We start from the raw sequence: 23566 nt of genomic DNA on the forward strand, positions 1-23566 counted from the left end.
GAATACTGTCGACACGCTCGTATCGCTGGAAGGAAATTTTCACACCATCGGGTCTGGCGCAACCCCCTGCGCGGTTGGGACGCAGAGGCTCAGTGCGTCACCGGCCCGACGACGCCGACCAGCGCCGCCACCCGGACCAGTGCCTCCATCCGGCCCTGCGTCAGGCCGGTCCCGTCGAGGCGCTCGCCGACGATCCAGACCCACTCGTCCCGGTAATAGTGTGAGATGTCGTGCCGAACCTGCTCGACCCGGAGCCGCAGCGGATGACCGCCGTACCGCCAGTCCTCCTGGCGGAGCTGGAGCACCGTTCCGGGCGCCAGGTCGGGGACCGTGGGCAGGTCGGAGGCCGTGGGTCGGTCGGAGACCGCGGGCAGGGCGGGGACCGCGGGCAGGGCGGGGACCGCGGGCAGGTCGGGGGCTGCGGGCGGCGTGGTCACGGCACCTCCAGGCACGGCGGATCTGTGGAGCGCGGGGGTCGCGTGGGCGAATGACCGCATCTGACGTCACAGCGTGCTAATTCGGCGGTACCCAGCGCAACGTATCTAACCAAAATTTCAGCTCGATGCATGGCCGGACGTCCGAGCACAACCAGCCACTCGGCCCCGATCCACTCGGCCGGCCAGCCCGGTGGGATGATCCCGGCTATGTTGTGGGCGTGCGGGCGGGGGCGGCGATGAGGCGGGCTGGTCGGTGATCCACTTTCCGGCCATCCGCAGGGGGCCGCTGCGGGCGCTGAGCCAGCGGCTGGCCGCCGCGATCGGCCTCGTACTGTTGATCGTCGCGGTGGTCTATCTCGGGCGCGACGGCTACCGCGACAACAACGAGGACGGCATCACCCTTCTCGACGCCTTCTATTACACGGTGGTCTCGCTCTCGACCACCGGCTACGGCGACATCACGCCGGTGACGCAGGGCGCCCGACTGATCAACGTCCTCGTGGTCACCCCGGCCCGGGTGCTCTTCCTGATCATCCTGGTCGGCACCACCCTGGAAGTCCTGACCGAGCAGTACCGCACCAACCTCCGCTTGACGCGGTGGAGGAGACAAGTGAAGAACCACGTCATCATCTGCGGCTACGGCACCAAGGGCCGGAGCGCGATCTCCGCACTGCTCGAAACCGGCTTCGACAAGCAGCGGATCCTCGTCGTGGAGCGAAATCCGGCAGCGGTCCGCCAGGCCACCTCGGCCGGACTCGTGGTGGTCGAGGGAAACGCCACCCGGTCGTCGACGCTCAACGAGGCCCACGTCCGGCACGCCAAGTCGGTGATCATCGCGACCGACAGCGACGAGGTCTCCGTACTTGTCACGCTGACCGTACGGCAACTCACCGCCGGCCAGGTCCGGATCATCGCCGCCGCCCGGGAGGCGGAGAACGCCCCGCTGCTGCGGCAGAGCGGGGCGCACCACGTCATCGTCTCGTCGGCGACCGCCGGCCGGCTGCTCGGCGTATCCACCTCGGCGCCGCCGCTGATCGACGTCGTCGAGGACCTGCTCACCCCCGGCCAGGGCATGGCGTTGGCGATGCGTTCGGCCACCCGGGACGAGGTCGGAGTCTCGCCGCGCCGGCTGGAGGCGCTCGTCATCGCACTGGTCCGGCGCGGCAAGGTGGTCTCGCTCGCCGACCAGGCCGCCACCGCCATCGAGACCGGCGACATGCTCGTCTACGTCCGCGACGACCGGACCAGCAGCGGCAACGGCCCCGCCGCCGACCAGACCCGCTGAGCCGGCTGCGGTCAGCAGTCCTGGACGGCGACGGTCCCGTAGGCACCGGGACGTGCGCAGGCTAGAGGATCGTCCAGGTGTCGCCGCTGTTCAGCAGGCCGGCGAGCTGCTCCTCCGGCGTACCGGTGCTCTTCGCCCGGGCCGCGTCGAGCTGCCCCTGGACCACGCCGTCGTAGCTGGGCCGGTCGACGTTGCGGAAGATCCCGATCGGGGTGTTGCGCAGCGCGAAGCCGGGCAGCCGGGAGAGCGCGAAGGCGTACGCCGGTTCGCTCACCGTGGCGTCGTGCACCACGATCTCGTCGGCCGGCACCGAGGCGGTCTCGCGTACCTCCAGGCCGAACCCGCCCGGCGGGTGGACCACGCAGAACTGCCCCTGCGAGCCGAAGGTGATCGGCTGGCCGTGCTCCAGCCGGATCAGGTAGTCGTCCCGGGTGGCCGGCTCCTTCAACTCCTCGAAGGCGCCGTCGTTGAAGATGTTGCAGTTCTGGTAGATCTCCACGAACGCCGAACCCTCGTGCTCGGCGGCGGCCCGCAGCACCGACTGGAGGTGCTTGCGGTCCGAGTCGATGGTCCGGGCCACGAAGGTCGCCTCGGCACCGAGCGCCAGCGAGAGCGGGTTGAACGGCGCGTCCGCCGAGCCGACCGGAGTCGACTTGGTGATCTTGCCGACCTCGGAGGTCGGTGAATACTGCCCCTTGGTCAGCCCGTAGATCCGGTTGTTGAAGAGCAGGATCTTCAGGTTGACGTTCCGGCGCAGCGCGTGGATCAGATGGTTGCCGCCGATCGACAGCGCGTCGCCGTCACCGGTGACCACCCAGACCGACAGGTCCGGCCGGGACACCGACAGCCCGGTGGCGATCGCCGGGGCGCGGCCGTGGATCGAGTGCATCCCGTACGTGTTCATGTAGTACGGGAAGCGCGACGAGCAGCCGATCCCGGAGACGAAGACGGTCCGCTCCCGGGGGATCCGCAGCTCCGGCATGAACGACTGGACCGCGGCGAGGATCGCGTAGTCACCGCAGCCGGGGCACCAGCGCACCTCCTGGTCGGACTTGAAGTCCTTGGTGGTGAGCTTCAGGGCGACGGGCTCAGGCATTCTTGACGACCTCTTCCAGCATGGTCTCCAGTTCGGTGGCGGTGAACGGCAGCCCCCGGACCTGGTTGTATCCGATCGCGTCGACCAGGTAACGGGCCCGGATCACGTGGGCGAGCTGGCCCAGGTTCATCTCCGGGATCACCACCTTGTCGTAGCGGCCCAGCACCTCGCCGAGGTTGCCCGGCAGCGGCGCCAGGTGCCGCAGGTGCGCCTGGGCCACCGGCAGCCCGCGCTGGCGCAGCCCACGGCAGGCCGCGCCGATCGGCCCGTACGTCGAGCCCCAGCCGAGCACCAGCACCCGGGCGTCCGAGTCCACGCCGTTGGGTGACCCGGTCTCCACCTCGACGTCCGGCACCTCGATCGCCTCGATCCGGGCCGCCCTGGTCCGCACCATGAAGTCGTGGTTCGCCGGGTCGTACGAGATGTCACCGGTCTTGTCGGCCTTCTCCAGACCGCCGATCCGGTGCTCCAGCCCCGGCGTGCCGGGGATCGCCCACGGCCGGGCCAGTGTCGCCGGGTCGCGCAGGTAGGGCAGGAACGTCTTGCCGTCCTCGCCGTTCGGTTCGGTGGCGAAGTCGACCCGCAGGTCCGGCAGCGACTCGACGTCCGGCAGCAGCCACGGCTCGGAGCCGTTCGCCACGTAGTTGTCCGAGAGCAGGATCACCGGGGTGCGGTGGGTCAGCGCGATCCGGGCCGCCTCCAGGGCGGCGAAGAAGCAGTCCGACGGCGAGCGGGGCGCGACGACGGCTACCGGCGCCTCGCCGTGCCGGCCGTACAGCGCCATGTTCAGGTCGGCCTGCTCGGTCTTGGTCGGCATCCCGGTGGACGGGCCGGCCCGCTGCACGTCGACGATTACCAGCGGCAGCTCCAGGGCCACCGCCAGCGAGATCGTCTCGCCCTTCAGCGCCACGCCCGGACCGGAGGTGGTGGTGACGCCGAGCGCACCGCCGTACGACGCGCCGAGTGCCGCCCCGATCGCCGCGATCTCGTCCTCGGCCTGCATCGTGGTCACGCCGAACCGCTTGTGCTTGCTCAGCTCGTGCAGGATGTCCGAGGCCGGGGTGATCGGGTACGCCCCGAGGAAGACCGGCAGCCCGGAGCGGACACCGGCGGCGACCAGCCCCAGCGACAGCGCCGCGTTGCCGGTGATGTTGCGGTAGGTCCCCGGGTTCATCTTCGCCGGCTTGACCTCGTAGCGGACCGCGAAGTCCTCGGTCGTCTCGCCGAAGTTCCAACCGGCCCGGAAGGCGGCGGTGTTCGCCGCGACCAGCTCGGGCCGGGCCGCGAACTTGCGCTCCAGGAACCGGATCGTCGACTCGTACGGCCGGGAGTACATCCAGGAGAGCAGGCCGAGCGCGAACATGTTCTTCGCCCGCTCGGCGTCCTTCTTCGAGACGTCGTGCTCGGCCAGCGCCCCGACGGTCATCGAGGTGAGCGCGACCGGGTGCAGCACGTAGCCGTCCAGCGAACCGTCGTCGAGCGGGCTCACCTGGTAGCCCACCTTGGCCAGGTTGCGCCGGGTGAACTCGTCGGTGTTGACGATGATGTCGGCGCCGCGCGGCAGGTCGGCGAGGTTGGCCTTGAGCGCCGCCGGGTTCATCGCGACGAGTACGTTCGGCGCGTCGCCCGGGGTGAGGATGTCGTAGTCCGCGAAGTGCACCTGGAAGCTCGACACTCCGGGCAGGGTGCCGGCGGGGGCGCGGATCTCCGCGGGGAAGTTCGGCAGCGTCGAGATGTCGTTGCCCAGTTGGGCGGTTTCCGAGGTGAACCGGTCGCCGGTGAGCTGCATACCGTCGCCGGAGTCGCCGGCGAACCGGATGACCACCCGATCCAGTTGCTGGACCTGCTTGCTCACTGCTGCACCTCGCTTCGCTCGGCCCGGTGCGACGGGCTGAGCTCAGGGGTGACCTCGCCGTGCTCGGTCACGTGTCCTCCTTGAGCGCCGGTGGCGGGTTGGCGGTGGTGTGGGCCGGCCCGCTCCAGTCCTTCACCGCAGAGCCTACGTCGGTGGTTAGGTGATCCTTCCCCAAGGTCCGTCACATGGGACGCCGGAATGGTGGCATTGCGCCGCTTTCGCCTGAGCCCGGCAGCGGTGTCGTTATCCAGATCACCAGAGTCCGGACATCCCAGATCACCAGAGTCCGGACGGCGGATCACACGCCGGTGCTGAGCCGACACCGGACGGTAGGCTGCGACACATGACCGGATACCTGGGGTCGTACGCGACGCTGGGGTTGCTGCTGCTCGCCAGCGTACTGGTCTTCGTCGGGGCGTTCGGCGCCAATCGGGTGCTCTGGCCGGCCCGCCCCGCCGACCCGCCCGGCAAGCGGGCCAGTTACGAGTGCGGGCTCGACCCGGTCGGCAGCGACTGGGCGCAGATGCAGATCCGCTACTACGTCTACGCCTACCTCTACGTCCTCTTCGCCGTCGAGGCGGTCTTCCTATTCCCCTGGGCGGTGGTCTTCGACCGGCCCGGATTCGGCCTGGTCACGGTGGTCGAGATGGCGATCTTCGTCGCCGTGCTCGCGCTGGGCATCCTCTACGCCTGGCGGAAGAACATCCTCCGCTGGACCCAGTAGCGAACCGCGCCGGAAGCAGCAGCGGACCGCGCCCGATCCGGTGGCGGGCGGTTCAGGCCAGCCCGATCCGGTGGCGGGCGGTTCAGGCCAGCCCGCGCCGGGACAGTGCCGGGGGGCGGTCGCCGCGGATCGACGCGACCATGTCCAGCAGCCGCCGGGTCGGGCGTACCTGGTGGGCCCGGAACACCCGGGCACCCTGCCAGGCGCAGACCGCGGTGGCCGCCAGGGTGCCCTCCAGCCGCTCCTGCACCGGCAGGTCCAGGGTCTCCCCGACGAAGTCCTTGTTGGAGACGGCCACCAGCACGGGCCAACCGGTCCCGGTCAGCTCGGTCAGCCGCCGGGTTATCTCCAGCGAGTGCCGGGTGTTCTTGCCGAAGTCGTGCGCCGGGTCGATCAGGATGCCGTCCCGGCGCACCCCGAGCCGGACCGCCCGGTCGGCCAACCCGACCACCGTGTCCCGCACGTCGCCCACCAGGTCGGCGAAGGCGGCCCGGTGCGGCCGGGTCCGCGGCGCCAGCCCGCCGGCGTGCGAGCAGACCAGTCCCACCCCGGTCGCGGCGGCCACCTCGGCGAGCTGCGGGTCGGCACCGGACCAGGTGTCGTTGAGCAGGTCCGCCCCGGCCGCCACCGCCTCGACCGCGACCTCGGCCCGCCAGGTGTCGATCGAGATCACCACCTCCGGGAAGGCGGCCCGGACGGCGGCGATGGTGCCGACGGTACGGCGGACCTCCTCGGCCACGTCCACCTCGACCCCGGGGCCCGCCTTCACCCCACCGATGTCGACGATCTCCGCACCCTCGGTCACCGCCCGCTCGACCGCCCGCAGCGCGTTCTCGGCGGCGAAGGTCGCGCCCCGGTCGAAGAACGAGTCAGGGGTACGGTTCACGATCGCCATCACGGCGAGGTCGCCGGGCGCGAACGTACGCCGCCCCAGTCGAAGCGCGTCCGCCATCCACTCCTCCTCGCCCAGCTCGCCGCGCTGATCACGCTAGTCGGCGCCGGACCGGCGTACCCGTGCGGGAGCCGGCGCCGGTCACCCGCACCGGGCGGGACGGCGGGCCCTGCGAAGCGCGGTCCAGGAGGCCCGACGGCGGGTGCCCGACGGGCAGGGTTTCACGTCTGTCGAAGAATGACCGGGGTGGCGGGGTCGCCCGGCCCGGCTCGCCGTGCCACCATCGGCGGATGGGTCAGGTTCTGCTCCTCTTGGTCGTGGCGCTGACCGTCGCCGCGGTGGTCTTCGGGGTGACGGTGCTGGTGACCGGCTCCGACTCGGGGCTGGGCACCGCCGAGCCGGACGGTCGGTCGGTGCCGCTGCCCGGAAACCGGCCGCTGCTGGAGACCGACGTCGGGCAGGTCCGGTTCGACCTGGCGCTGCGGGGCTACCGGATGGCCCAGGTCGACCAGGCGCTGCGCCGTACCGCCTACGACATCGGTTACAAGGACGAGCTGATCGGGGTGCTCCAGGCGGAGGTCACCGCGCTCCGGGAGGGGCGGCTGGACGACGCCGAGGTGCTGCGCCGGGCCCGCGAGGCGGCTCTCGCACCGGTCGGGGTAAGCGCGGCCGGGCCGGTCGACGGCCTTTCGGCCCGTACCCTGGCCGCCGAGGCGGCGAGCGGCGGGATCGGCGTCCACTCGTCGCCGGTACCGTCGGTCGGCAGGCCGGCCCGGGCCGGCGGCGGTGGTACGAACGGCTCCGCTGGTGGCTCCGGCCCGGCCGAGTCCGGCCCGGCCGAGTCCGCTTCGATCGGGCTCCCGCCGACCGCTTCCGAGACCGCGCCCACCGGCCAGCGCGAGTTCACTGACCGGCCCGGATCCGCCGATGACCGGTCCGGATCCGCCGAACGGCCCGGGAGCAACGCCGGGGGCGAAGCCACCGCCCGGTCCCGCGGATCGGTGATCGAGGCCGAGGACGGCGGCCTGGGCGAGGTGACCGCACCGGTCCGGCCGGTTGCCGGGACCGGCCCGGATGGATCGGCAGGCGGAGCCGGCGACGACCGGCCGGGCGGGTCGACCCCGACGGACGCACCAGACGAGCCGGGCGACGGCCGTCCAGCCGCCGTCAAGTCCGCCGAGCCGGCGGCCGGGAAATCCGCCGAGCCGGCGGCCGGAAAATCCGCCGAGCCGGCGGCCGGAAAATCCGCCGAGCCGGCGGCCGGAAAATCCGCCGAGTCAGCCGCCCGGAAATCCGCCGAGTCAGCCGCTCGGAAGTCTGCCGGGGCGGCGGCCGGGGAGTCCGCCGAGCCGGCCGGGAAGTCCGCCGGGACGGCAGCCGGGGCGCCGAGCACGCATAACACGCCGGGCCAGCGGCCGACGCGGTCGGGCGGAACGGCCGGGTCGAGCGGACCGGCGGAGCAGCCGGAGCGGGCATGAGCGCCGCTGACCCCGGCGGTGCGGATCCGGAGGGCACCGAGGGACTGCGGGCGGCGGCCCAGCCGGGCGCCGGGGAGGTCACCGCGACGGTGATCGTCGCGGCACCCGCACCCCGGGTCTTCGCCGCGCTGACCGCCTGGGAACGCCAGGGGGAGTGGATCCCGTTCACCCGGGTCCGCCTGGTCGAGGGCGACGGCGGGGAGGGCAGCCTGGTCGAGGCGGTCACCGCGGTCGGGCCGGCCGTGCTCCGCGACGAGATGCGGGTGGTTCGGGTCGACGCGCCGTACGAGGTACGCGTGGTGCACTGCGGAAGCCTGCTGCGCGGTCCCGGGGTGCTCCGCTGCACCCAGATGGCCGAGGACCGGACCCAGGTGGTCTGGCACGAGTGGTTCCACCTGCCCGGCGGCCCGGCCGGCCGGGTGGCCTGGCCGCTGCTCTGGCCCGGCTCCAAGTTCAGCCTCACCCAGGCGCTGAAACGGTTCGCCCGACTGGTCGAGCGCGGCCAACTGCCCTGAGCACTGCCGGCCTGGGCCCGGGCACGTCGGCCCGGGCCTGGGCACGTCGGCCTGGGCCCCGTCCGCCGCCCGAGCGGGCGGTGGTCCCGGTCACCGGCAGGTTGTCGGGCGGTTGGCCTACCGTTGTTGCCGTGACTGATCTGGTGACCGGTGTCGACGGGCTGGCCCGCTGCCGCTGGGGGGCGAGCACCCCCGACTATGCCGTCTACCACGACGAGGAGTGGGGCCGGCCGCTGCACGGCGACGACGCGCTCTACGAGCGGCTGACCCTGGAGGCGTTCCAGTCCGGGCTCTCCTGGCTGACCATCCTGCGGAAGCGGCCGGCGTTCCGGCTCGCCTTCGACGGGTTCCACCTGGAGACCGTCGCCGGTTACGACGACGCGGACGTCGCCCGGCTGATGGCCGACGCCGGGATCGTGCGTAACCGGGCCAAGATCGACGCTGCCATCGCGAACGCGCGGGCCGCCCTCGACCTGCCGGACGGGCTGGCCGCGCTGCTCTGGTCGTTCGCCCCGGCCGCCCGGGAGAGCCGGCCCCGATCCTTCGCCGAGGTGCCGGCGACCACCCCCGAGTCGACGGCGATGGCCAAGGCGCTGCGCAGGCACGGCTTCCGGTTCGTCGGCCCCACCACGGCGTACGCGCTGATGCAGGCCACCGGCATGGTCGACGACCACCTCGACGGTTGCCACGTGCAGCCGGCCACCGCCGCCGTGATGGGATAGCGGCATGAGTGCAGCGGGTCCGGCCCGGACGTGGGCAGTCGTCATTCCCGGCGAGCGCTACGAGGCCGAGCGGCTCTTCCACCACGAGACCCTGGAACTCACCGGCGGCAACGGTGGACCCCGGCCCGGCCCCGGTGACCCGGTGCTGGTGGTCCGCGACGAGCAGCCGCCCCTGGTGGTGGCCCTCGGCCGGGTCGTCGCCGCCGACGGGGTGCGGGAGCGGGACCCGGACGATCCGCAGTCCGAGCCGGCCGAGCCGGGTGCGCTCGCGGTGACGTACACCCGGCAGGTCTTCGAGGCGCCGGTGCCGGCGGACGCCCTCGCCCTCGCCGGCCCGGTCACCCCGGTCGACCCGGCGGTCTACCAGGAGCTGGCCGGGCGGGTCGGCCCGGCACCGGAGCGCCGGAACTACCTGGTCAGCCTGGACCTGCCGATCGAGGCCGGGTCACCGGCCGAGGCGGTCCGGCTGTTCTGGGCGTACGTGCAGGAGCTGGGCCCGCGCGAGCTGCCGGCATTCGTCGCGCCGTCGGACGACGAGCTGGCGATGCAGGCGTTCGTGCTCGGCGTCGAGGCCAACCAGGACCCCGAGGAAGACGAGGACTGAACCGCCGCCCCTCGGCCCGGCTGGGGGGCGTCCGCCGGTCAGGCCAGCACGCCGGAGAGTCGACCCCGCCAGCCGGCCAGCACCTGTTCCGGGTCGGTGTCGAGGGCCCGTTCCAGCAGCGTGGCGTAGACGTCCCGGAAGTCGGTGGTGAACTTCAGGTCACCGTCGTCCAGGTCGGTCAGGCTCGGCGGCTCGCCGTGCAGACCGCCGCGTACTCCGGCGCCGAGCAGGAAGACGTCCGAGGCGGTGCCGTGGTCGGTGCCGTCCGAGCCGTTCGCCCGCACCCGCCGGCCGAACTCCGAGTAGACCGCCACCACCACTTTGCGACCGGCCTCGGTGCCGGCCATCCGGTCGACGAAGCCGGTCAGCGCCTTGTCGACCTGGCCGAGCAGCACCGCCTGGAGCTGCTTCTCGTCGGCGTGCGTGTCGAAGCCGCCCAGTGAGACCGAGAAGACCCGGCTCGACACCCCGGCCTCGACGCACTGCGCCACCAGGTCGAGCTGGGTGGCGAGCGAACTGCGTGCCCCGCCGGTGGCGGTAGCGGCCGGCTGGTCGTCGTTGCCGCCGTCGTCCGCCTCCTCGGCCGCTGCCGCGTCGCGTACCTCGGTGATCATCGCGTCGACGGCGCGCAGGTCGGCGAAGCAGGCGGCGGCCCGGGCCTGGCCGGCCGGTTCGCCGGGCTCGGCCACCGCGAGCTTGGCCAGCGTCGGGTCACCCACCGGGCGCCGGGCCTTCCGCTCGGTGACCGGTACGGCGGCACCCGCGCTGCGGGCACCGGCGAGCAGCGGCGGCAGGGTCGGCTCGAAGGAGACCGCGAGCCGGGGATCCCCACCGGCCCCGTCCAGCCAGCGGCCCAGCCAGCCGGTGTGCTCCGGCCGGTCCGGACGGGCGGTCTGCCAGATGTCCATCGAGCGGAAGTGGCTGCGGTCGGGTGTCGGATACCCGACACCGCGTACGACGGCGAGCCGGCCTTCGCCGTAGAGCCGGTGCAGCCCAGCCAGTGCCGGGTTCAGGCCGACCTGGTCATCCAGCCGCTTCACCTCGTCGGCCGAGTACGCCAGCTCGGGGCGGGCGTCCTGGTAGGCCGGATCGGCGTACGGGACGACCGTGTTCAGGCCGTCGTTGCCGCCGTACAGGGTGACCAGGACCAGGGTACGGGCCTGCGGGTCCCGGTCACCGGCCGTGTCGAACAGGTCGGACAGGCCGTACGCCGTGGCTCCGGCCGCCAGCGCGCCCGCTCCGGCGACGCCACTGGCGACCAGGAACCTGCGTCGGGTGAGGATGTCCATCCGCTCGTCTCCTCCGTGTCCTCGGTTATCGAGCATCGACCAACCGCTGTCGGCCGTCGACCAACCGCCGTCGGCCGTCGGCCGTCGGCCGCTGGCCGCTGGTCAGCTGACGGTGTACTCGGGGCTGACCAGCCCGGCGACCAGCAGTCGGCGTGGGTCGTCGGCCTGCGGGGTCAGGGCGGCCAGGGTCCGGGGCGTCCAGCGGTCCACCACCAGCAGCCGGGCCAGCGCCTCCGGCCGCTCGGCGCGGGCGGTGCCGGCGAGCCGCCGGGTCACCTCCGGGGCCGCCGCCCCGGCCAGCAGCGCGGCCAGCCGCATCCGGGACTGCAGCGACGAGGTGGTCAACCAGGCCGGTCCGGCCGGCCAGCCGCCGACGCTCGGCGGTCGCAGCGGCACCTGGTCCATCCCGGCCAGCCGGTTGGCCAACTCCCGGCGCTGCTGCTCGGCGAGCCGGCCGGGCCGGATGCCGAGCTGGCGCATCGCACCGACCGCCCACTCCACCGGCTGCTTCACCAGCCCACCCCGGGTCTGCCCGAACTCCGGCCGGCCCAACAGCGCCCGGAGCAGCTCGGCGGTGCTGCCGGCGGAGGCGTCCACCGTCGGCGGCGGCACGTCGGTGCCGGCGAACCGGGCCCAGAGCCGGGCCGCGACGAAGGCGCCCGCCTCGGGCCGGCCGGCCAGCAGCCGGGCGTACTCCTCGGCGTCGAACGCCGCCGTCCGGCCCAGGATCGTCTTCTCGGCCGGGTCGTGCCGCCGCCGGACGAACCGCGCCGCGCCGGTACGCCGGTCCACCTGCCATCCGGTCAGCGCCCGCGCCCCCGCCTTCACGTCCGCCTCGGTGTACTTGCCGATGCCGAGGGTGAACAGCTCCATCAGCTCCCGGGCCAGGTTCTCGTTCGGGGCGGTGCGCGTGTTCTTCTGGCCGTCCAGCCAGAGGATCAGCGCCGGATCCCGGACCATCGCCAGGACCAGGGCCTCGAACGGCCCCCGGCCGTACCGCCGGAAGGTCTCCAGTTGTCCGAGCATGAGCTGGGCGGAGCGCACCTTGCGGACGCTTGTCGCCCAGTGCCCGTGCCAGAAGAAGACCAGCTTCTCGGTGAGCTGGTGCTCGGCGGCGACCATCCGGTCCAGCCACCACTCGACCAGCCCACGCACCTGCTCGGCCTGCTCCTTGCGGGCCTGCTGCCGCTGCTCCCGGCTGGACTCCTTGGTGATCCCGGCGTAGGGGTCGGTGCCGAGGTCCGGCACCGGGGTGGCCGCCGCGCCGGGGTCCGACCCGACCGGGCTGAGCAGCCGGTCAAGCGTGGCCGCCGCCCCGGCGCGTCCAGCCGCCTCCACCTCGGCGGCGGTCGGCCCGAAGGTGGCGCGGCGCAGTAGATGTACGACGTCGTCCCGATCGACCATGCCGCCGACCCTAGGCCGGCAATGTACGGGTCCGGTAAGCCCGGGGATCGGACCAGATCTGCGTCAGCGGCCGTCGAAGGTCGGCCGTCGCTTCGCCACGAAGGCGGCGGTGGCGGCCCGGTGGTCGTTGGTGGCGCCGCAGATCGCCTGTGCCTGTGCTTCGGCGGCGAGCGCCTCGGAGAGGGTGCCTGCGTCGCCGACCGAGAGCTGTCGCTTGATCGCCCCGTACGCCACCGTCGGTCCGGCGGCCAGTCGGGCGGCCAGCTCCTGCGCGGTGTCCAACACCCGCTCGTCGTCGACCAGCCGGTTCAGCAGCCCGAGCCGGTACGCCTCGTCGGCGGGTACCGGTTCGGCGAGCATCAGTAGCTCCACCGCCCTGGCGTGCCCGACGAGCCGGGGCAGCGACCAGGACGCGCCGGTGTCGGCGGCCAGCCCGACCTTGGCGAAGGCGAGCAGGAAACTCGTGCCGGGACCGCCGATCCGGAAGTCGGCGAGGAAGGCGAGCGAGGCCCCGGCGCCGGCCGCCATGCCGCGTACCGCCGCGATCACCGGCTTGGGCAGGCTGGCCAGCCGGGCGGCGATCGGGTTGTAGTGCACCCGGACCGTGCCGAGCGGGTCGGCGCTGCCCGCGGTCAGCGTGGCGGCGTGTTCCCGCAGGTCCTGGCCGGCGCAGAAGGCCGCGCCCGCGCCCGCGAGCACCACCGCACGGCAGGAGCGGTCGTGTTCCAGCTCGGCCAGGGTGTCCCGCAGCGCCTCCTTCAGCGCCACGTCCAGCGAGTTCATCGCGGCCGGCCGGTTCAGGGTCAGCGTGACCACGGCGTCGGAGCGGTCGACCAGCAACGGCTCGGTCGCCGGACTCCGCTCAGCCTCCCCCTGGGGTCCGGCGGACTGCCGCAGGGCCGGACGCGGAGTCTCGGCGCCACGCGGTTCAGGTTGGGAACGGCTCACGGTTGACCCTTCTGTCGGGCGGTCGGTGCGGAACCCGCGGTGCGGGCGGGGCCGGCGGTGCGGGCGGAACCGGCGATCCTGGTGGAACCGTCGAGGCAGTGCTCGACGAAGCGGTCGGCGGCCGGGCGCAGCCGCGCGGCATGCCTGTCGAAGAAGGCCGCCGCGCTGGTCCCCGGCCACCGCTCCGGCAGCAGCGCGGGAGGTAGCTGCGGGTCCCGGAAGAGGAAGTTACGCCATGCGTGCACGAGCCGGAACCGGGCGGCGTACGCGTCCTCGTCACAACTGCGTACGGTCACCGAGGCGAGCAGCGGCCGCTGCGCGGCGACGAACTCCTGGTACGCGTTGGCGATCTCGTCGAGGTCCCAGGCCCGCCGGACCACTCCCATCGCGCCCGGAGTACCGGCGGTGTGCGCGGCGGTGAACCGCTCGTAGCGCACCCCGGCCTCGGTCAGCAGGGCGTCCACGTCCTCGCCGGGACGGGTGGCCACCCAGGTCGCCTCGTCGAGCATGCCGTAGCCCAGATAGCTGAGGTTGGCGGCGAGGCGTTGCCGGTCCCGCCGGTTCGTGCCGGTTTCAAGCACGATCAGGTCGAATCGACCGTCCCACCCGATCTTGCCGGTGCGGTAGATCCGGGCAGCCGCCTCGTCCAGCCGCCGGGCCGCTCTCGGGGTGAGCAGATAGCCGGGTCCGGCGGCCAGTCGGAGCGGGTGCAGCCAGCCCTGCCGGACCATCCGGGAGACTGCCGTGCGGACCGCGGGTGCGGCGATGCCGAGCGGGGATAATAGTCTGACCAGCGCGGACACCGGTGCGCGCCCACCCCGGGAGCGGAGGTAGTCGCCGTACAGGTCGAAGAGAGCCGACCGTGCCTGCATGACCGCACATTGTGACACCCCTTCTCAAGATAAGCTAGATGCTGTTACATCAACGCTGGTTCGGTTTGGGTCCGGCGGTGTTCATCAGGGAAAATCGTTGGTCGGCACCGCGGCCTTGGGCGGTGATGCTGACCAAGCGGTGATGCTGACCAAATGGATGTGGGGCAACCCACCGACCCTGATGAAGGTCTGAGGGGAGACAACATGGCGGCGATGAAGCCGCGGACGGGCGACGGTCCGCTGGAAGTCACCAAGGAGGGCCGGGGCATCGTCATGCGGGTTCCGCTGGAGGGTGGTGGCCGGCTCGTCGTCGAGATGACTCCCGACGAGGCCAACGCGCTCGGTGACGCGCTGAAGGCCGCCGCCGGCTAAGTGAAACGCCGACGCCGCCGGACGGTACGTCCCGTCCGGCGGGGTTTCTCACCCCGGGCCACCGGCACTGCCGGTGGCCCGGGGTCGTGCTGCCGGGGCGGGGTAGGTTGCTCCCGTCCAACCAAGATCGTTCGGAGGTAACGTCGGCGTGCTGTCGATCCGTCTGGTAGTCGACCCCGCCGGGCTCGACACCCTGGCCCTGCCGGTCGCGCCCGTGGCGGCGCCGGAGCACTCCGCCGAGGGTGCGTCCGGGGCGGCAGAGCCGGAGCGGTCCGCCGACACCGCGTCCGGGGTGGCGGCGCCGGAGCGGTCCTCCGGTGTGACGTCCGGGGCGGCCGCACCGGAGCGGGCCGCCGAGGGTGCCGGGTCGGTCGGTCGGCTGGTGCCGGTCTCGCTCGCGCTGCCCGACGGGCTGGCCGCCGAGGCGGGCGCGCTGCTGCCGTACCTCGACCAGCCCGGACGGGCGGGCGCGCTGCACCTGTCGATCCGGCCGGCGGGCGAGCCGAGCCGGCTGCTGCTGGCCGGGGTGGGCGCCGGCGACGAGGCGGGCTGGCGGTCCGCCGGGGCGGCGGTGGCCCGGGCGGCCACCCGTGAGAGTTCGATCACGATAGCGATCCCGGTCGATGCCGATCCGGCGGTGGTGCGCGGGCTCGCCGAGGGGATCTGGCTGGCGTCGTACCGGTTCCGGATGCCCGGCGCCGATCCGGCCGCCGCCGACCCACCCGCGCTGCCCGAGGTGTTGCTCGCGGTCGCCGACCCGGAGCCCTACCGGGCGGCCCTGGAGACCGCCCGGGTGGTCGCCGAGGCGACCCGGTTCGCCCGGGACCTGACCAACATGCCCTCCTCGGTGAAGAGCCCGGCCTGGTTCGCCGACCGGGTGGTCGAAGCGGCCGCCGGGCGGACCGGGCTGGCCGTCGAGGTACGCGAGCCGGACCGGCTCGCCGCCGAGGGGTTCGGCGGGATCCTCGCCGTCGGCGGGGGATCGGCGCAGGGACCCCGGCTGGTCGAGCTGAGCTGGCGACCCGAGGGCGCGCAGCGGCACGTGGTACTCGTCGGCAAGGGGATCACCTTCGACACCGGCGGCATCTCGATCAAGGTCCGCGAGGGCATGAAGCTGATGCGCAAGGACATGGGTGGGGCCGCGGCCGTGGTCGCCGCCGTCCTCGGCGCCGCCGCGCTCGGGCTGCCGGTCCGGGTCACCGCGCTCGCCCCGCTCGCCGAGAACATGGTCAGCGGCTCGGCGTACCGGCCGGGTGACGTGGTGCGGCACTACAACGGTTTGACCAGCGAGAGCACCAACACCGACGCCGAGGGCCGGCTGGTACTCGCCGACGCCCTCGGCTACGCCGTACGGCGGCTCGCACCGGACCTGCTTGTCGACCTCGCCACGCTGACCGGGGCCAACGCGGTCGCGCTCGGCAAGCGGACCGCCGCCCTCTACAGCGACGCCGACGAGCTGGCCGAGGAGATGCTGGCAGCCGCCGAGGCGGCCGGCGAGCGGGCCTGGCGGATGCCGCTGGTGACCGACTACGCCGACTACCTCGGCAGCGACATCGCCGACCTGTACAGCGCCCCGGACCAGGGTGCCGGCTCGGTCACCGCCGCGCTCTACCTCCGCGAGTTCGCCGGGGAGCTGCGTGACCGCTGGGTGCACGTGGACATGTCGGCGCCGTCCTGGGCCGACGGCAACGACGGCGAACTGGTCAAGGGCGCGACCGGCTGGGGGGTACGCACCCTGCTGCGCTGGCTCGCCGAGCCGCGATAGTCCGCCTGTCGCGCTCGGGGAGTCCTGACGAGCCGGGGGGCCGGAAGATCGGGAGTGGCCGGGACGGTTCGCCGTCGCTGCCGGACGGACCCGTCCGGCAGCGGGATCGCCTCGGCACGGCCGGTGCTGTCAGCGCTTGACCGCGACCAGCAGGCCCTCGCCGGTGGGCAGCAGCGCCGGAGTCCACTCCTCGGACTCGCGGACGGCCTTGACGACGTCCCGGACCGTCACCGTCTCCACGTCCCGGGCGGCCGGGTCGCCGATCCGGCCGGCGGCCAGCATGCCGTGCAGCGCGACCATCCCGCCGGGGCGGAGCAGCCGCAGCGCCGCCTCGACGCAGGCGCTGTACTCCGCGACGTCCGAGTCGACGAAGATCAGGTCGTATACCCCGTCGGCGAGCCGGGGCAGCACGTCCAGCGCCCGGCCGGTGATGATCCGGGTACGCCCGGAGGCGAAGCCCGCCTCCTGGAAGATCCGCCGGGCGATCCGCTGGTGTTCGGTCTCCACGTCGATCGTGGTCAGAATGCCGTCGGGGCGCATGCCGCGCAGCAGCCAGAGTCCGCTGACCCCGGTACCGGTGCCGATCTCGACGACCGCCCGGGCGCTGCCGGCGGCGGCCAGCAGCCGCAGCGTGGCACCGGTACCCGGCGTGACGGCGTCGAGACCGACCTCGGTGGCGAGGCTGCGGGCGGTACGCAGGACCAGGTCCTCGGCGACGTACGCTTCGGCGAACTGGAGTGCTTGGGCGGTCGTCGCGCTGACGGACCGGGCGACCGTGGCGATGGGGCACCTCCGGGCGGCAAGGGGACTCGACCGGGCTGGAACTCGGGCGGTCGTAGGTCTCGGGCGGGTTTGCGGGATTTCCTCGGCGGAGCTTGCGGACGGCGGCTTCGCGGGGCGACGGTGGAACGGCGGGCGGGCGGAACAGCGGGCGGGCGGGCGGAACAGCGAGCGGGCGGGCGAGACGGCGAGCGGGCGGAACAGCGGGCGGGCGGGGTGCGGCGGTGGACCGGGGCGGGGTGCGGGTATGAGCCTAAGGGTGGCGGTACGTGATCGGCAGGTGCGCACCTGGCACGGCGCCGTCGCCCCGGACCAACCCCCGGACCAACCTCCGGAGCAACCCTCGGATCAAGCGATGACCGCTATTCGGCCATCCGTGCGATCCTGGATGCGGAACCCGGACGCCGCGGCCGGAACCGGTCGCCCCGGCCCGCGCGGCGCCCGGCTTCAGGGACGGACTGGGAGGCAGCGAACGTGACGGACGGCTGGAACTGGCGCCAGCCCGCCGGGACGGCGACGCCGGGGAATCCCCCCGCGCAGGCAACCCCGGCGGTCGGCACGCCGACGGCGCCCGGGTCGGCCACCGACGCGGGACCGTCCCCGTGGTGGTCCGACGCGCTGCACGACCCGTGGCGCAACCCGGCCACCCCGGCGGCCGTGGTGGTGCGGGCGGCCCCGGTTCCGGGAGTGGGCGGCGAGCCCGAGCCGGTCACCGACCCGGCGGCCGCCGGCCGGCGCGGACTTGCCCCGTTCTTCCTGATCTCGCTGGTCACCGCCCTGCTGGCCGGCGCGCTCGGCGGGGCGCTCGGGTACGCCTTCGCGGTGCACGGCGGTGCCACCGGTACGACCACGCTCGGCTCGACCGCGGCGGAGCCGCCCGCCACGGCCCGCCGCCCACCCGACACGCTGGCCGGGGTGGCCGAGCGGCTGCTGCCCAGCGTCGTCACCGTACGGGTCAGCGGCAACGGCGGGATCGGCCTCGGCTCCGGCTTCGTGGTCAGCCAGGACGGTTACGTGATCACGAACGACCACGTCGTCGGGGTCGGCGCCGACACCGCCACCGTGGTCTTCAACGACGGGTCCAGCGCACCGGCCGAGGTGGTCGGGAAGGACCCCGAGGCGGACATCGCCGTGATCAAGGTCTCCCGGACCGGCCTGAAGCCGGTGGAGTTCGGCGACTCCGAGGCGGTGGCGGTCGGCGACCCGGTGCTCGCCTTCGGTACGCCGCTGTCGCTGGCCAACACGGTCACCGCCGGCATCGTCAGCGCGCTGGACCGGACGTTCCGGCAGGGCGAGGCGGGTGGACAGGTGCGCTACTACGCCGCCATCCAGACCGACGCCGCCGTGAACCGGGGCAACTCCGGTGGGCCGCTCGTCGACGGCGGCGGGCGGGTGATCGGGGTGAACTCGGTGATCCAGACGCCGGCCGCCGACGAGGAGACCGCCGGCAATGTCGGGCTCGCCTTCGCCATCCCGATCAACCAGGCGAAGCGACTGGCCCAGGAGATCATCGACACCGGCCGGGCCCGGCGGACGGTGATCGGCGCGACGGTCGGCGGCACCCGCTCCGGCGGGTCGGGCGGGGTACGGCTCTCCGCCGTCGAGTCGTCCGGGCCGGCCGCCGAGGCCGGGCTGCGCGCCGGTGACGTGGTGCTCAAAATCGACGGCAGGCCGCTGGAGGACCCGAGCGACCTGATCGCGCTGGTCCGCAAGTACGCGCCAGGCTCGGTGGTGAACGTCGAGTACCGGCGCGGATCGGATCGGCAGGCCGCCTCGGTGACCCTGGCCGCGGACGTGAAGTAGCCTCCCGCTCCCCCTCCCCCCGCCCGCCACGACGTGCGTACTCTTGCCGGGGGCGGGGGATGAGGAGGCAGCCGTGTTCGAGAACCTGAACTGGTGGGAGATCGGTGCGCTGCTGCTGGTCGCGCTGCTGATCTTCGGCGACCGGCTGCCGAACGTGATCAGTGACGGTCTCCGGATGCTGCGCAACCTGCGCAACATGGCCCGCAACGCCACCGGTGACCTGAGCCGGGAGCTCGGCACCGACATCCAGCTCGAGGACCTGCACCCGAAGGCGTTCATCCGCAAGCACCTGCTGAGCGAGGAGGACGAGCAGGCGATCCGGAAGCCGCTGGAGGGGACGTTCGAGAAGCTCCGCTCCGACCTGACCGACGTACGCCGGGAGGTCGACGACGTCGCGTCCGCGGCGGACATCCGTCGCCCGGCGGGCACGACGGGCGGCGGCACCGCCTCGACCCCGGGCACCGGCAGCGAGGTTGCCCCCGCCCAGCGCCGCGGCTACGACATCGACGCCACCTGACACGTCGACGCCACCTGATCCCGGAATTCGCGCCGGGCGGGCCAGGTGTCAGCGGCCGGTCGACGACCGGTCAGCGCGGCTGGTCGACGACCGGTCAGCGGCCGGCGGGGCGCAGCCCGAGGGGCTTGCCGAGCAGCGACTCCCGGCGGACCGCGAGCCGGTCCGCCACCGCGCTCAGCGCCTTGGCGGCCGGCGCCTCCGGCTCGGCGAGGACGACCGGGTCACCGGCGTCGCCGGCCTCGCGTACCCGGGTGTCCAGCGGGATCTGGCCCAGCAGCGGCACCTGTGCGCCGATGACCCTGGTCAGCGACTCGGCGACCGTCGCGCCGCCGCCGGAGCCGAAGACCTCCATCCGGGAGCCGTCCGGCAGGTCCAGCCACGACATGTTCTCCACCACACCGACCAGCCGCTGGTGGGTCTGCAGGGCGATCCCGCCGGCCCGCTCGGCCACCTCGGCCGCCGCCGTCTGCGGCGTGGTGACCACCAGGATCTCCGCGTTCGGCAGCAGTTGGGCGAGCGAGATCGCCACGTCGCCGGTGCCCGGCGGCAGGTCCAGCAGGAGTACGTCGAGGTCGCCCCAGTAGACGTCGGCGAGGAACTGCTGCAACGCGCGGTGCAGCATCGGGCCCCGCCAGACCACCGCCGCGTTGCCGTCGGTGAACATGCCGATCGAGATCACCTTCACCCCGTGCGCCTGGGGCGGCATGATCATGTCTTCGACCCGGGTCGGCCGGCTCTCGACGCCGAGCATCCGGGGCACCGAGTGGCCGTAGATGTCGGCGTCCACGACACCCACCGAGAGGCCCTTGGCGGCGAGCGAGGCGGCCAGGTTGACCGTGACACTCGACTTGCCGACCCCGCCCTTTCCGCTGGCCACCGCATAGACCCGGGTACGCGAGCCGGGCTGGGCGAACGGGATCACCGGCTCCTGGCTCTGCCCGCCGCCGCGCAGCCGGGCCTGGAGTTGCTGCCGCTGCTCCGGGCTCATCACGCCGAAGTCGATGCTCACCCCGGTCACCCCGGGCACCGCGCCGACGGCGGCGGTGATGTCGGTACGCAGCTTGTCCCGCAGCGGGCAGCCGGCGACCGTGAGCAGCAGTTCCACCCGTACCGTGCCGTCGGCGGCGACCACGGCGGAGCGCACCATGCCGAGTTCGGTGATCGGCCGGCGGATCTCCGGGTCGTCGACGGTGGCGAGCGCGGCGTGCACCGCCTCCTCGATCGGGCTGGTGGGCCGGGCGGCGGAGTCGGTGCCGGAGGCGGCAGCCTCCTGGCCGGGTACGGCTGGAGCAGACATGTTCGCAATGCTACGTCGCCGGCCGGCCCGGCCGACCGGCCGCACCGGGACAGACGGGAGCGAAGCCGCAGGTCGACCGGGCAGGACGGGGGAGGCCCAAGTCGGTCGTTGCGTCACGAGTGGGGAAATTGGCGATTTGGCGGTAGACGCCGTACCCGTCGGGGTGCGACGATCGTTGAAGTACGCCGCGCGCCTAGCCCCTTGAGGCGCGCGGCATTTTCGTGTCGCGGTCCACGCCGGTCGCGGCCCCGGCGGCACGGCGGCTGCGGTTGAGACCCCCAGTCGGCGGGCGTCCGGCGATCCGGTGGTCGATTCCCCGCAACGGGCGGGCGGTCCGGTGGTCCGGCGTCCCAGCGGGCTGCGGGTCAGCGGCGCCGGACGCGGTGCAGCCGGAACGGCCGGCGGGTCTGCCGGACCGGGGCGGCCGCCCGGGGCGGGGCGGCGAGCGAGTCGTCCGGCAGGGTCTGCCCGGCGGCCAGCGCCGGTCCGGCCGGGGCGAGCCGGCTGAGCACGCAGTCGGCGGACCACCGCTGCACCAGCTCCGCCGGACTGCCGGAGGCGTTGAGCCGCTTGGCCGCCACCTGGAGGGCCACGCTCGCCCACTGCTCGCCGTCCGGTGCGATCCGGGTCACCTCGGCCGGCCAGGTGACGATCCGTCCGCCGTGGTCGCCGCGCAGGGTCACGATCGCGGTCGCCGCCTCGGCCAGTCCCGGCGCGGACTGCTCGCCCGGACCGCTCACCACGTGGAGGACGCCGTCGAGGGGGACGCACCAGAGCGCGACCGGCGCCCGGTCGCCGACCGCCACCCAGGCCACCGCCGCCTTCTTCACCGCCTCCGCCACCAGCGGCGGGACGGTGGCCTCCTGCTCCTGCGTCACACCCCGCATCCTGCCCCACCCGGGACCGGCACGGAACCCGCCGGCTCCGAACCGGGCCGGTCGGGGACGGGTACGGGCACGGGCAGGTCGAGCAGCCCGGGTACCTCGGTCAGCGAGGTGAGCGCCGGACCGGTCCAGCCACGGTCCCGGTCGAAGACGAGGTGGCCGTCGAGGTCGGCGGCGGCCAGCCGGACGGCGGTCATCCCGGTCCGGGCGGCACCGGTGAGCTCCCGGCTGCCCCCGTCACCGACGTAGAGGCAGTCTCCCGGGGCGACGCCCAGCCGGTGACAGGCGGCGAGATAGATCGCCGGATCGGGTTTGCAGCGGCCGACCTGCACCGAGAGGACCCACGTGTCGAGCAGCGGCGCGACCGGCAGGTGCGGCAGGAACGCGGGCAGCTCGTGGGTACAGTCGCTGACCAGGGCGGTCCGGGCACCACGGCGGCGTACGGCGCGCAGCACCGTCACCGCCTCCCGCCGGAGCCGGGTGTCGGCGCGTACCGCGCGCACCCGGGCCTCGACGGCGGCGCGCAGGTCGGCGGCGGAGGGTCGGACGCCGGCCTGGGCGGAGACCCAGCGCATGGTCTCGGTGGCGTCGCCGAGCGCCCCGCTGGCGCGCAGGTAGAACGACCGGTCGAGCACCTCGACCAGCGCCTCCACCGCGCAGCCGAGCAGCGCGGCGACCACCGCGTGTTGCCGGCCCCGCCGGTTGGCGCAGGTGAGGGTGCCGAAAAAATCGAAGAGCACCGCCCGGTACGCGGGCACGCGTCGCCCGTCGTCCCGGCCCCGCCCGTCGTCGTCCCGGTCCGCCGGGTTGGCCGGTCGGGGTGGGACGTCGGGGGCGGAGCGGTGGTCTGTCGGGGAGGGGAACCGGTGTGCGGGCATGGGGGAGCAGGCCTCCGGAACCGGATGGAGCGGGGCGCGATCGGACGATCGTAACGACTTGTCGATCAGATGGTGGCCCGCCGTGACATGTGAGGATTTTTCCGTGCCTTCCGCCGTAGCACCGCCGCGTGCCCCGATCGATCCGCTGAGCATCGGCGCGGTCGCGGTCGCCATCGCGGCGGTCTCGTCGTCGGCACCACTCATCGCGTTCGCCGCCGCCCCCGCGCTGGCCATCGCCTTCTGGCGCAACTTCCTCGCGCTCGGGGTACTGGGGCCGGTGGCGCTGTACCGCCGCCGAGCCGAGCTGCGGGCGCTGACCACCGGTGCCGGGCGCCGGACCGCCGGCTACTGCGTACTCGCCGGTCTCGCCCTGGCGGTGCACTTCGCCACCTGGATGCCGAGTGTCCAGTTGACGTCGGTGGCCGCCGCCACGGCCCTGGTGGTCACCCAGCCGGTCTGGCAGGGGTTGATCGCGCTCGGCCAGGGCCGGCGGCTCTCCCCGCTCGCCTGGCTCGGCATCGGGTTGGCGGTGGCCGGCGCGATCTGGGCGGTCGGCGCGGACTTCGGGGTCTCCGGTCGGGCCGTCGTCGGTGACCTGCTCGCGACCGCCGGTGGCATGGCGGCGGCGGTCTACACCGCCCTGGGTGAACGGGTCCGGAGCACCATCAGCACGGTCGGCTACACCACCGTCTGCTACGGGGTCTGCGCGGCGGCGCTGCTGGTGGTCTGCCTGGCCGGCGGCGTACGCCTCGGCGGCTACGATCCCGGCACCTGGCTCGCCGTACTCGGGCTGGTGGTCGGGGCCCAACTGCTCGGGCACACCATGTTCAACTACGCGCTGCGCCGGATCTCGGCGACCACGATCAGCGTGCTCTTCCTGCTCGAGGCGCCCGGTGCCGCACTGCTGGCCTGGGCCTGGCTGGGTCAGCTGCCCCGGACGGCCGCCCTGCCGGGACTGCTCCTGCTGCTCGCCGGGGTCGCCGTCGTGCTGCACGGCGAGGCCCGGACCGCCGCCCGCCGCCCCGGGGCAGGGAGCGCCCCGACCGCCACCCGCCGCCCCGGGGCAGCCAGAACGCCGCTGCCCGCCCCAGCGGAGGCGGGCAGCCCGCCGGAGACGGGCACCGGGCCGGCGGGGCGGGGTCCCGGCCG

At 73.6% G+C, this 23566-nt stretch carries 22 protein-coding genes and 2 pseudogenes; 12 read left to right on the top strand and 12 right to left on the bottom strand.

Annotated elements, in window-relative coordinates; all coding sequences use genetic code 11:
* Positions 1–89 precede the first annotated feature (89 nt).
* Positions 90–437, bottom strand: coding sequence for a hypothetical protein (locus tag ACN28A_RS17770; RefSeq protein ID WP_421396565.1), 348 nt, complete (start codon positions 435–437; stop codon positions 90–92).
* Positions 438–690: 253 nt separating this feature from the next.
* On the opposite strand from ACN28A_RS17770, the gene ACN28A_RS17775 reads away from it, so the two are divergent.
* A complete protein-coding gene (locus ACN28A_RS17775) occupies positions 691–1722 on the top strand; it encodes a potassium channel family protein (protein WP_421396567.1) in 1032 nt (343 codons plus the stop codon).
* Between the two features lie 61 nt (positions 1723–1783).
* On the opposite strand, the gene ACN28A_RS17780 is transcribed toward ACN28A_RS17775, so the two are convergent.
* Complete coding sequence (locus tag ACN28A_RS17780; protein WP_421396568.1) at positions 1784–2818, bottom strand: 2-oxoacid:ferredoxin oxidoreductase subunit beta; 1035 nt, start codon at positions 2816–2818, stop codon at positions 1784–1786.
* Positions 2811–4673, bottom strand: a complete 1863-nt coding sequence (locus ACN28A_RS17785; RefSeq protein WP_421396569.1) for a 2-oxoacid:acceptor oxidoreductase subunit alpha — start codon at positions 4671–4673, stop codon at positions 2811–2813. Before ACN28A_RS17785 ends, ACN28A_RS17780 begins: the two co-directional genes overlap by 8 nt.
* 343 nt (positions 4674–5016) lie before the next feature.
* On the opposite strand from ACN28A_RS17785, the gene ndhC reads away from it, so the two are divergent.
* Positions 5017–5397, top strand: a complete 381-nt coding sequence (ndhC, locus tag ACN28A_RS17790) for an NADH-quinone oxidoreductase subunit A (protein WP_421396570.1) — start codon at positions 5017–5019, stop codon at positions 5395–5397.
* 82 nt (positions 5398–5479) lie between these two features.
* Here the strand turns inward: ndhC and folP are convergent, their stop codons facing one another.
* The gene (gene folP, locus ACN28A_RS17795) at positions 5480–6349 is read right to left on the bottom strand and encodes a dihydropteroate synthase (RefSeq protein ID WP_421396572.1); all 870 of its coding nucleotides are present in this window, start codon (positions 6347–6349) and stop codon (positions 5480–5482) included.
* 230 nt (positions 6350–6579) lie between these two features.
* Between folP and ACN28A_RS17800 the strand changes: the two are divergent.
* From ACN28A_RS17800 to ACN28A_RS17815, 4 genes and pseudogenes are all read left to right on the top strand, one after another.
* A pseudogene (locus ACN28A_RS17800) lies at positions 6580–7140 on the top strand (DivIVA domain-containing protein); the annotation flags it as partial.
* Positions 7141–7763: 623 nt separating this feature from the next.
* The gene (locus ACN28A_RS17805; protein WP_421396574.1) at positions 7764–8282 is read left to right on the top strand and encodes an SRPBCC family protein; all 519 of its coding nucleotides are present in this window, start codon (positions 7764–7766) and stop codon (positions 8280–8282) included.
* A 131-nt stretch (positions 8283–8413) separates the two neighbouring features.
* The gene (locus ACN28A_RS17810) at positions 8414–9004 is read left to right on the top strand and encodes a DNA-3-methyladenine glycosylase I (RefSeq protein WP_421396575.1); all 591 of its coding nucleotides are present in this window, start codon (positions 8414–8416) and stop codon (positions 9002–9004) included.
* 4 nt (positions 9005–9008) lie between these two features.
* Positions 9009–9608 carry a hypothetical protein gene (locus ACN28A_RS17815; protein WP_421396577.1) on the top strand — a complete coding sequence of 200 codons (600 nt, stop codon included), beginning with the start codon at positions 9009–9011 and terminating at the stop codon, positions 9606–9608.
* A 38-nt stretch (positions 9609–9646) separates the two neighbouring features.
* On the opposite strand, the gene ACN28A_RS17820 is transcribed toward ACN28A_RS17815, so the two are convergent.
* The 4 genes from ACN28A_RS17820 to ACN28A_RS17835 all read right to left on the bottom strand — a co-directional run bounded on the left by ACN28A_RS17820 (position 9647) and on the right by ACN28A_RS17835 (position 14121).
* Positions 9647–10897, bottom strand: coding sequence for a DUF1501 domain-containing protein (locus ACN28A_RS17820; protein ID WP_421396578.1), 1251 nt, complete (start codon positions 10895–10897; stop codon positions 9647–9649).
* 102 nt (positions 10898–10999) lie between these two features.
* Positions 11000–12301: a DUF1800 domain-containing protein gene (locus ACN28A_RS17825; protein WP_421396580.1), complete on the bottom strand. Its 1302-nt coding sequence runs from the start codon at positions 12299–12301 to the stop codon at positions 11000–11002.
* A gap of 63 nt (positions 12302–12364) precedes the next feature.
* Entirely contained in the window at positions 12365–13198 is an 834-nt protein-coding gene (locus ACN28A_RS17830) for an enoyl-CoA hydratase-related protein (protein WP_421404465.1), read from the bottom strand.
* 47 nt (positions 13199–13245) lie between these two features.
* Positions 13246–14121, bottom strand: coding sequence for a PaaX family transcriptional regulator C-terminal domain-containing protein (locus ACN28A_RS17835; protein ID WP_421396581.1), 876 nt, complete (start codon positions 14119–14121; stop codon positions 13246–13248).
* On the opposite strand from ACN28A_RS17835, the gene ACN28A_RS17840 reads away from it, so the two are divergent.
* The 3 genes from ACN28A_RS17840 to ACN28A_RS17850 all read left to right on the top strand — a co-directional run bounded on the left by ACN28A_RS17840 (position 14120) and on the right by ACN28A_RS17850 (position 16258).
* Positions 14120–14314 (top strand): hypothetical protein, encoded by a 195-nt coding sequence (locus ACN28A_RS17840; RefSeq protein WP_278065808.1) that lies wholly within the window; start codon positions 14120–14122, stop codon positions 14312–14314. The two genes, ACN28A_RS17835 and ACN28A_RS17840, sit on opposite strands and share 2 nt — an antisense overlap.
* A gap of 11 nt (positions 14315–14325) precedes the next feature.
* The gene (locus ACN28A_RS17845) at positions 14326–14493 is read left to right on the top strand and encodes a DUF3117 domain-containing protein (protein WP_007455245.1); all 168 of its coding nucleotides are present in this window, start codon (positions 14326–14328) and stop codon (positions 14491–14493) included.
* Positions 14494–14641: 148 nt separating this feature from the next.
* A complete protein-coding gene (locus ACN28A_RS17850; RefSeq protein ID WP_421396583.1) occupies positions 14642–16258 on the top strand; it encodes a leucyl aminopeptidase family protein in 1617 nt (538 codons plus the stop codon).
* Positions 16259–16387: 129 nt separating this feature from the next.
* Here the strand turns inward: ACN28A_RS17850 and ACN28A_RS17855 are convergent, their stop codons facing one another.
* On the bottom strand, positions 16388–16963 hold the full coding sequence (locus tag ACN28A_RS17855) for an O-methyltransferase (RefSeq protein WP_421404467.1): 576 nt from the start codon (positions 16961–16963) through the stop codon (positions 16388–16390).
* A 549-nt stretch (positions 16964–17512) separates the two neighbouring features.
* Between ACN28A_RS17855 and ACN28A_RS17860 the strand changes: the two genes are divergently transcribed.
* Together ACN28A_RS17860 and ACN28A_RS17865 are read left to right on the top strand one after the other, a co-directional pair.
* The gene (locus tag ACN28A_RS17860) at positions 17513–18841 is read left to right on the top strand and encodes a S1C family serine protease (RefSeq protein ID WP_421396584.1); all 1329 of its coding nucleotides are present in this window, start codon (positions 17513–17515) and stop codon (positions 18839–18841) included.
* A 73-nt stretch (positions 18842–18914) separates the two neighbouring features.
* Positions 18915–19358: a preprotein translocase subunit TatB gene (locus ACN28A_RS17865; RefSeq protein ID WP_421396586.1), complete on the top strand. Its 444-nt coding sequence runs from the start codon at positions 18915–18917 to the stop codon at positions 19356–19358.
* Positions 19359–19452: 94 nt separating this feature from the next.
* On the opposite strand, the gene ACN28A_RS17870 is transcribed toward ACN28A_RS17865, so the two are convergent.
* From ACN28A_RS17870 to ACN28A_RS17880, 3 genes are all read right to left on the bottom strand, one after another.
* Positions 19453–20655, bottom strand: a complete 1203-nt coding sequence (locus ACN28A_RS17870) for an Mrp/NBP35 family ATP-binding protein (protein WP_421396588.1) — start codon at positions 20653–20655, stop codon at positions 19453–19455.
* Positions 20656–21020: 365 nt separating this feature from the next.
* A complete protein-coding gene (locus ACN28A_RS17875; protein WP_421396590.1) occupies positions 21021–21533 on the bottom strand; it encodes a hypothetical protein in 513 nt (170 codons plus the stop codon).
* Positions 21530–22297 (bottom strand): HAD family hydrolase, encoded by a 768-nt coding sequence (locus ACN28A_RS17880; protein ID WP_421404469.1) that lies wholly within the window; start codon positions 22295–22297, stop codon positions 21530–21532. The genes ACN28A_RS17875 and ACN28A_RS17880 overlap by 4 nt, the downstream gene beginning before the upstream one ends.
* A 223-nt stretch (positions 22298–22520) precedes the next feature.
* Here ACN28A_RS17880 and ACN28A_RS17885 point away from each other — a divergent pair.
* A pseudogene (locus ACN28A_RS17885) lies at positions 22521–23426 on the top strand (DMT family transporter); the annotation flags it as partial.
* Positions 23427–23566 lie beyond the last annotated feature (140 nt).

The sequence above is a fragment of the Plantactinospora sp. WMMB782 genome, assembly GCF_049179135.1.
Lineage (GTDB): Bacteria > Actinomycetota > Actinomycetes > Mycobacteriales > Micromonosporaceae > Plantactinospora.

What these genes read in the sequence shown, in the direction of transcription:
- ACN28A_RS17840 (WP_278065808.1), top strand. Translation starts at nt 14,120, where the DNA reads ATGACCGCACATTGTGACACCCCTTCTCAAGATAAGCTAGATGCTGTT.
- ACN28A_RS17845 (WP_007455245.1), top strand. Translation starts at nt 14,326, where the DNA reads ATGGCGGCGATGAAGCCGCGGACGGGCGACGGTCCGCTGGAAGTCACC.
- ACN28A_RS17820 (WP_421396578.1), bottom strand. Translation starts at nt 10,897, where the DNA reads ATGGACATCCTCACCCGACGCAGGTTCCTGGTCGCCAGTGGCGTCGCC.
- ACN28A_RS17835 (WP_421396581.1), bottom strand. Translation starts at nt 14,121, where the DNA reads ATGCAGGCACGGTCGGCTCTCTTCGACCTGTACGGCGACTACCTCCGC.
- ACN28A_RS17780 (WP_421396568.1), bottom strand. Translation starts at nt 2,818, where the DNA reads ATGCCTGAGCCCGTCGCCCTGAAGCTCACCACCAAGGACTTCAAGTCC.
- ACN28A_RS17870 (WP_421396588.1), bottom strand. Translation starts at nt 20,655, where the DNA reads ATGTCTGCTCCAGCCGTACCCGGCCAGGAGGCTGCCGCCTCCGGCACC.
- ACN28A_RS17825 (WP_421396580.1), bottom strand. Translation starts at nt 12,301, where the DNA reads ATGGTCGATCGGGACGACGTCGTACATCTACTGCGCCGCGCCACCTTC.
- ACN28A_RS17815 (WP_421396577.1), top strand. Translation starts at nt 9,009, where the DNA reads ATGAGTGCAGCGGGTCCGGCCCGGACGTGGGCAGTCGTCATTCCCGGC.
- ACN28A_RS17805 (WP_421396574.1), top strand. Translation starts at nt 7,764, where the DNA reads ATGAGCGCCGCTGACCCCGGCGGTGCGGATCCGGAGGGCACCGAGGGA.
- ndhC (WP_421396570.1), top strand. Translation starts at nt 5,017, where the DNA reads ATGACCGGATACCTGGGGTCGTACGCGACGCTGGGGTTGCTGCTGCTC.
- folP (WP_421396572.1), bottom strand. Translation starts at nt 6,349, where the DNA reads ATGGCGGACGCGCTTCGACTGGGGCGGCGTACGTTCGCGCCCGGCGAC.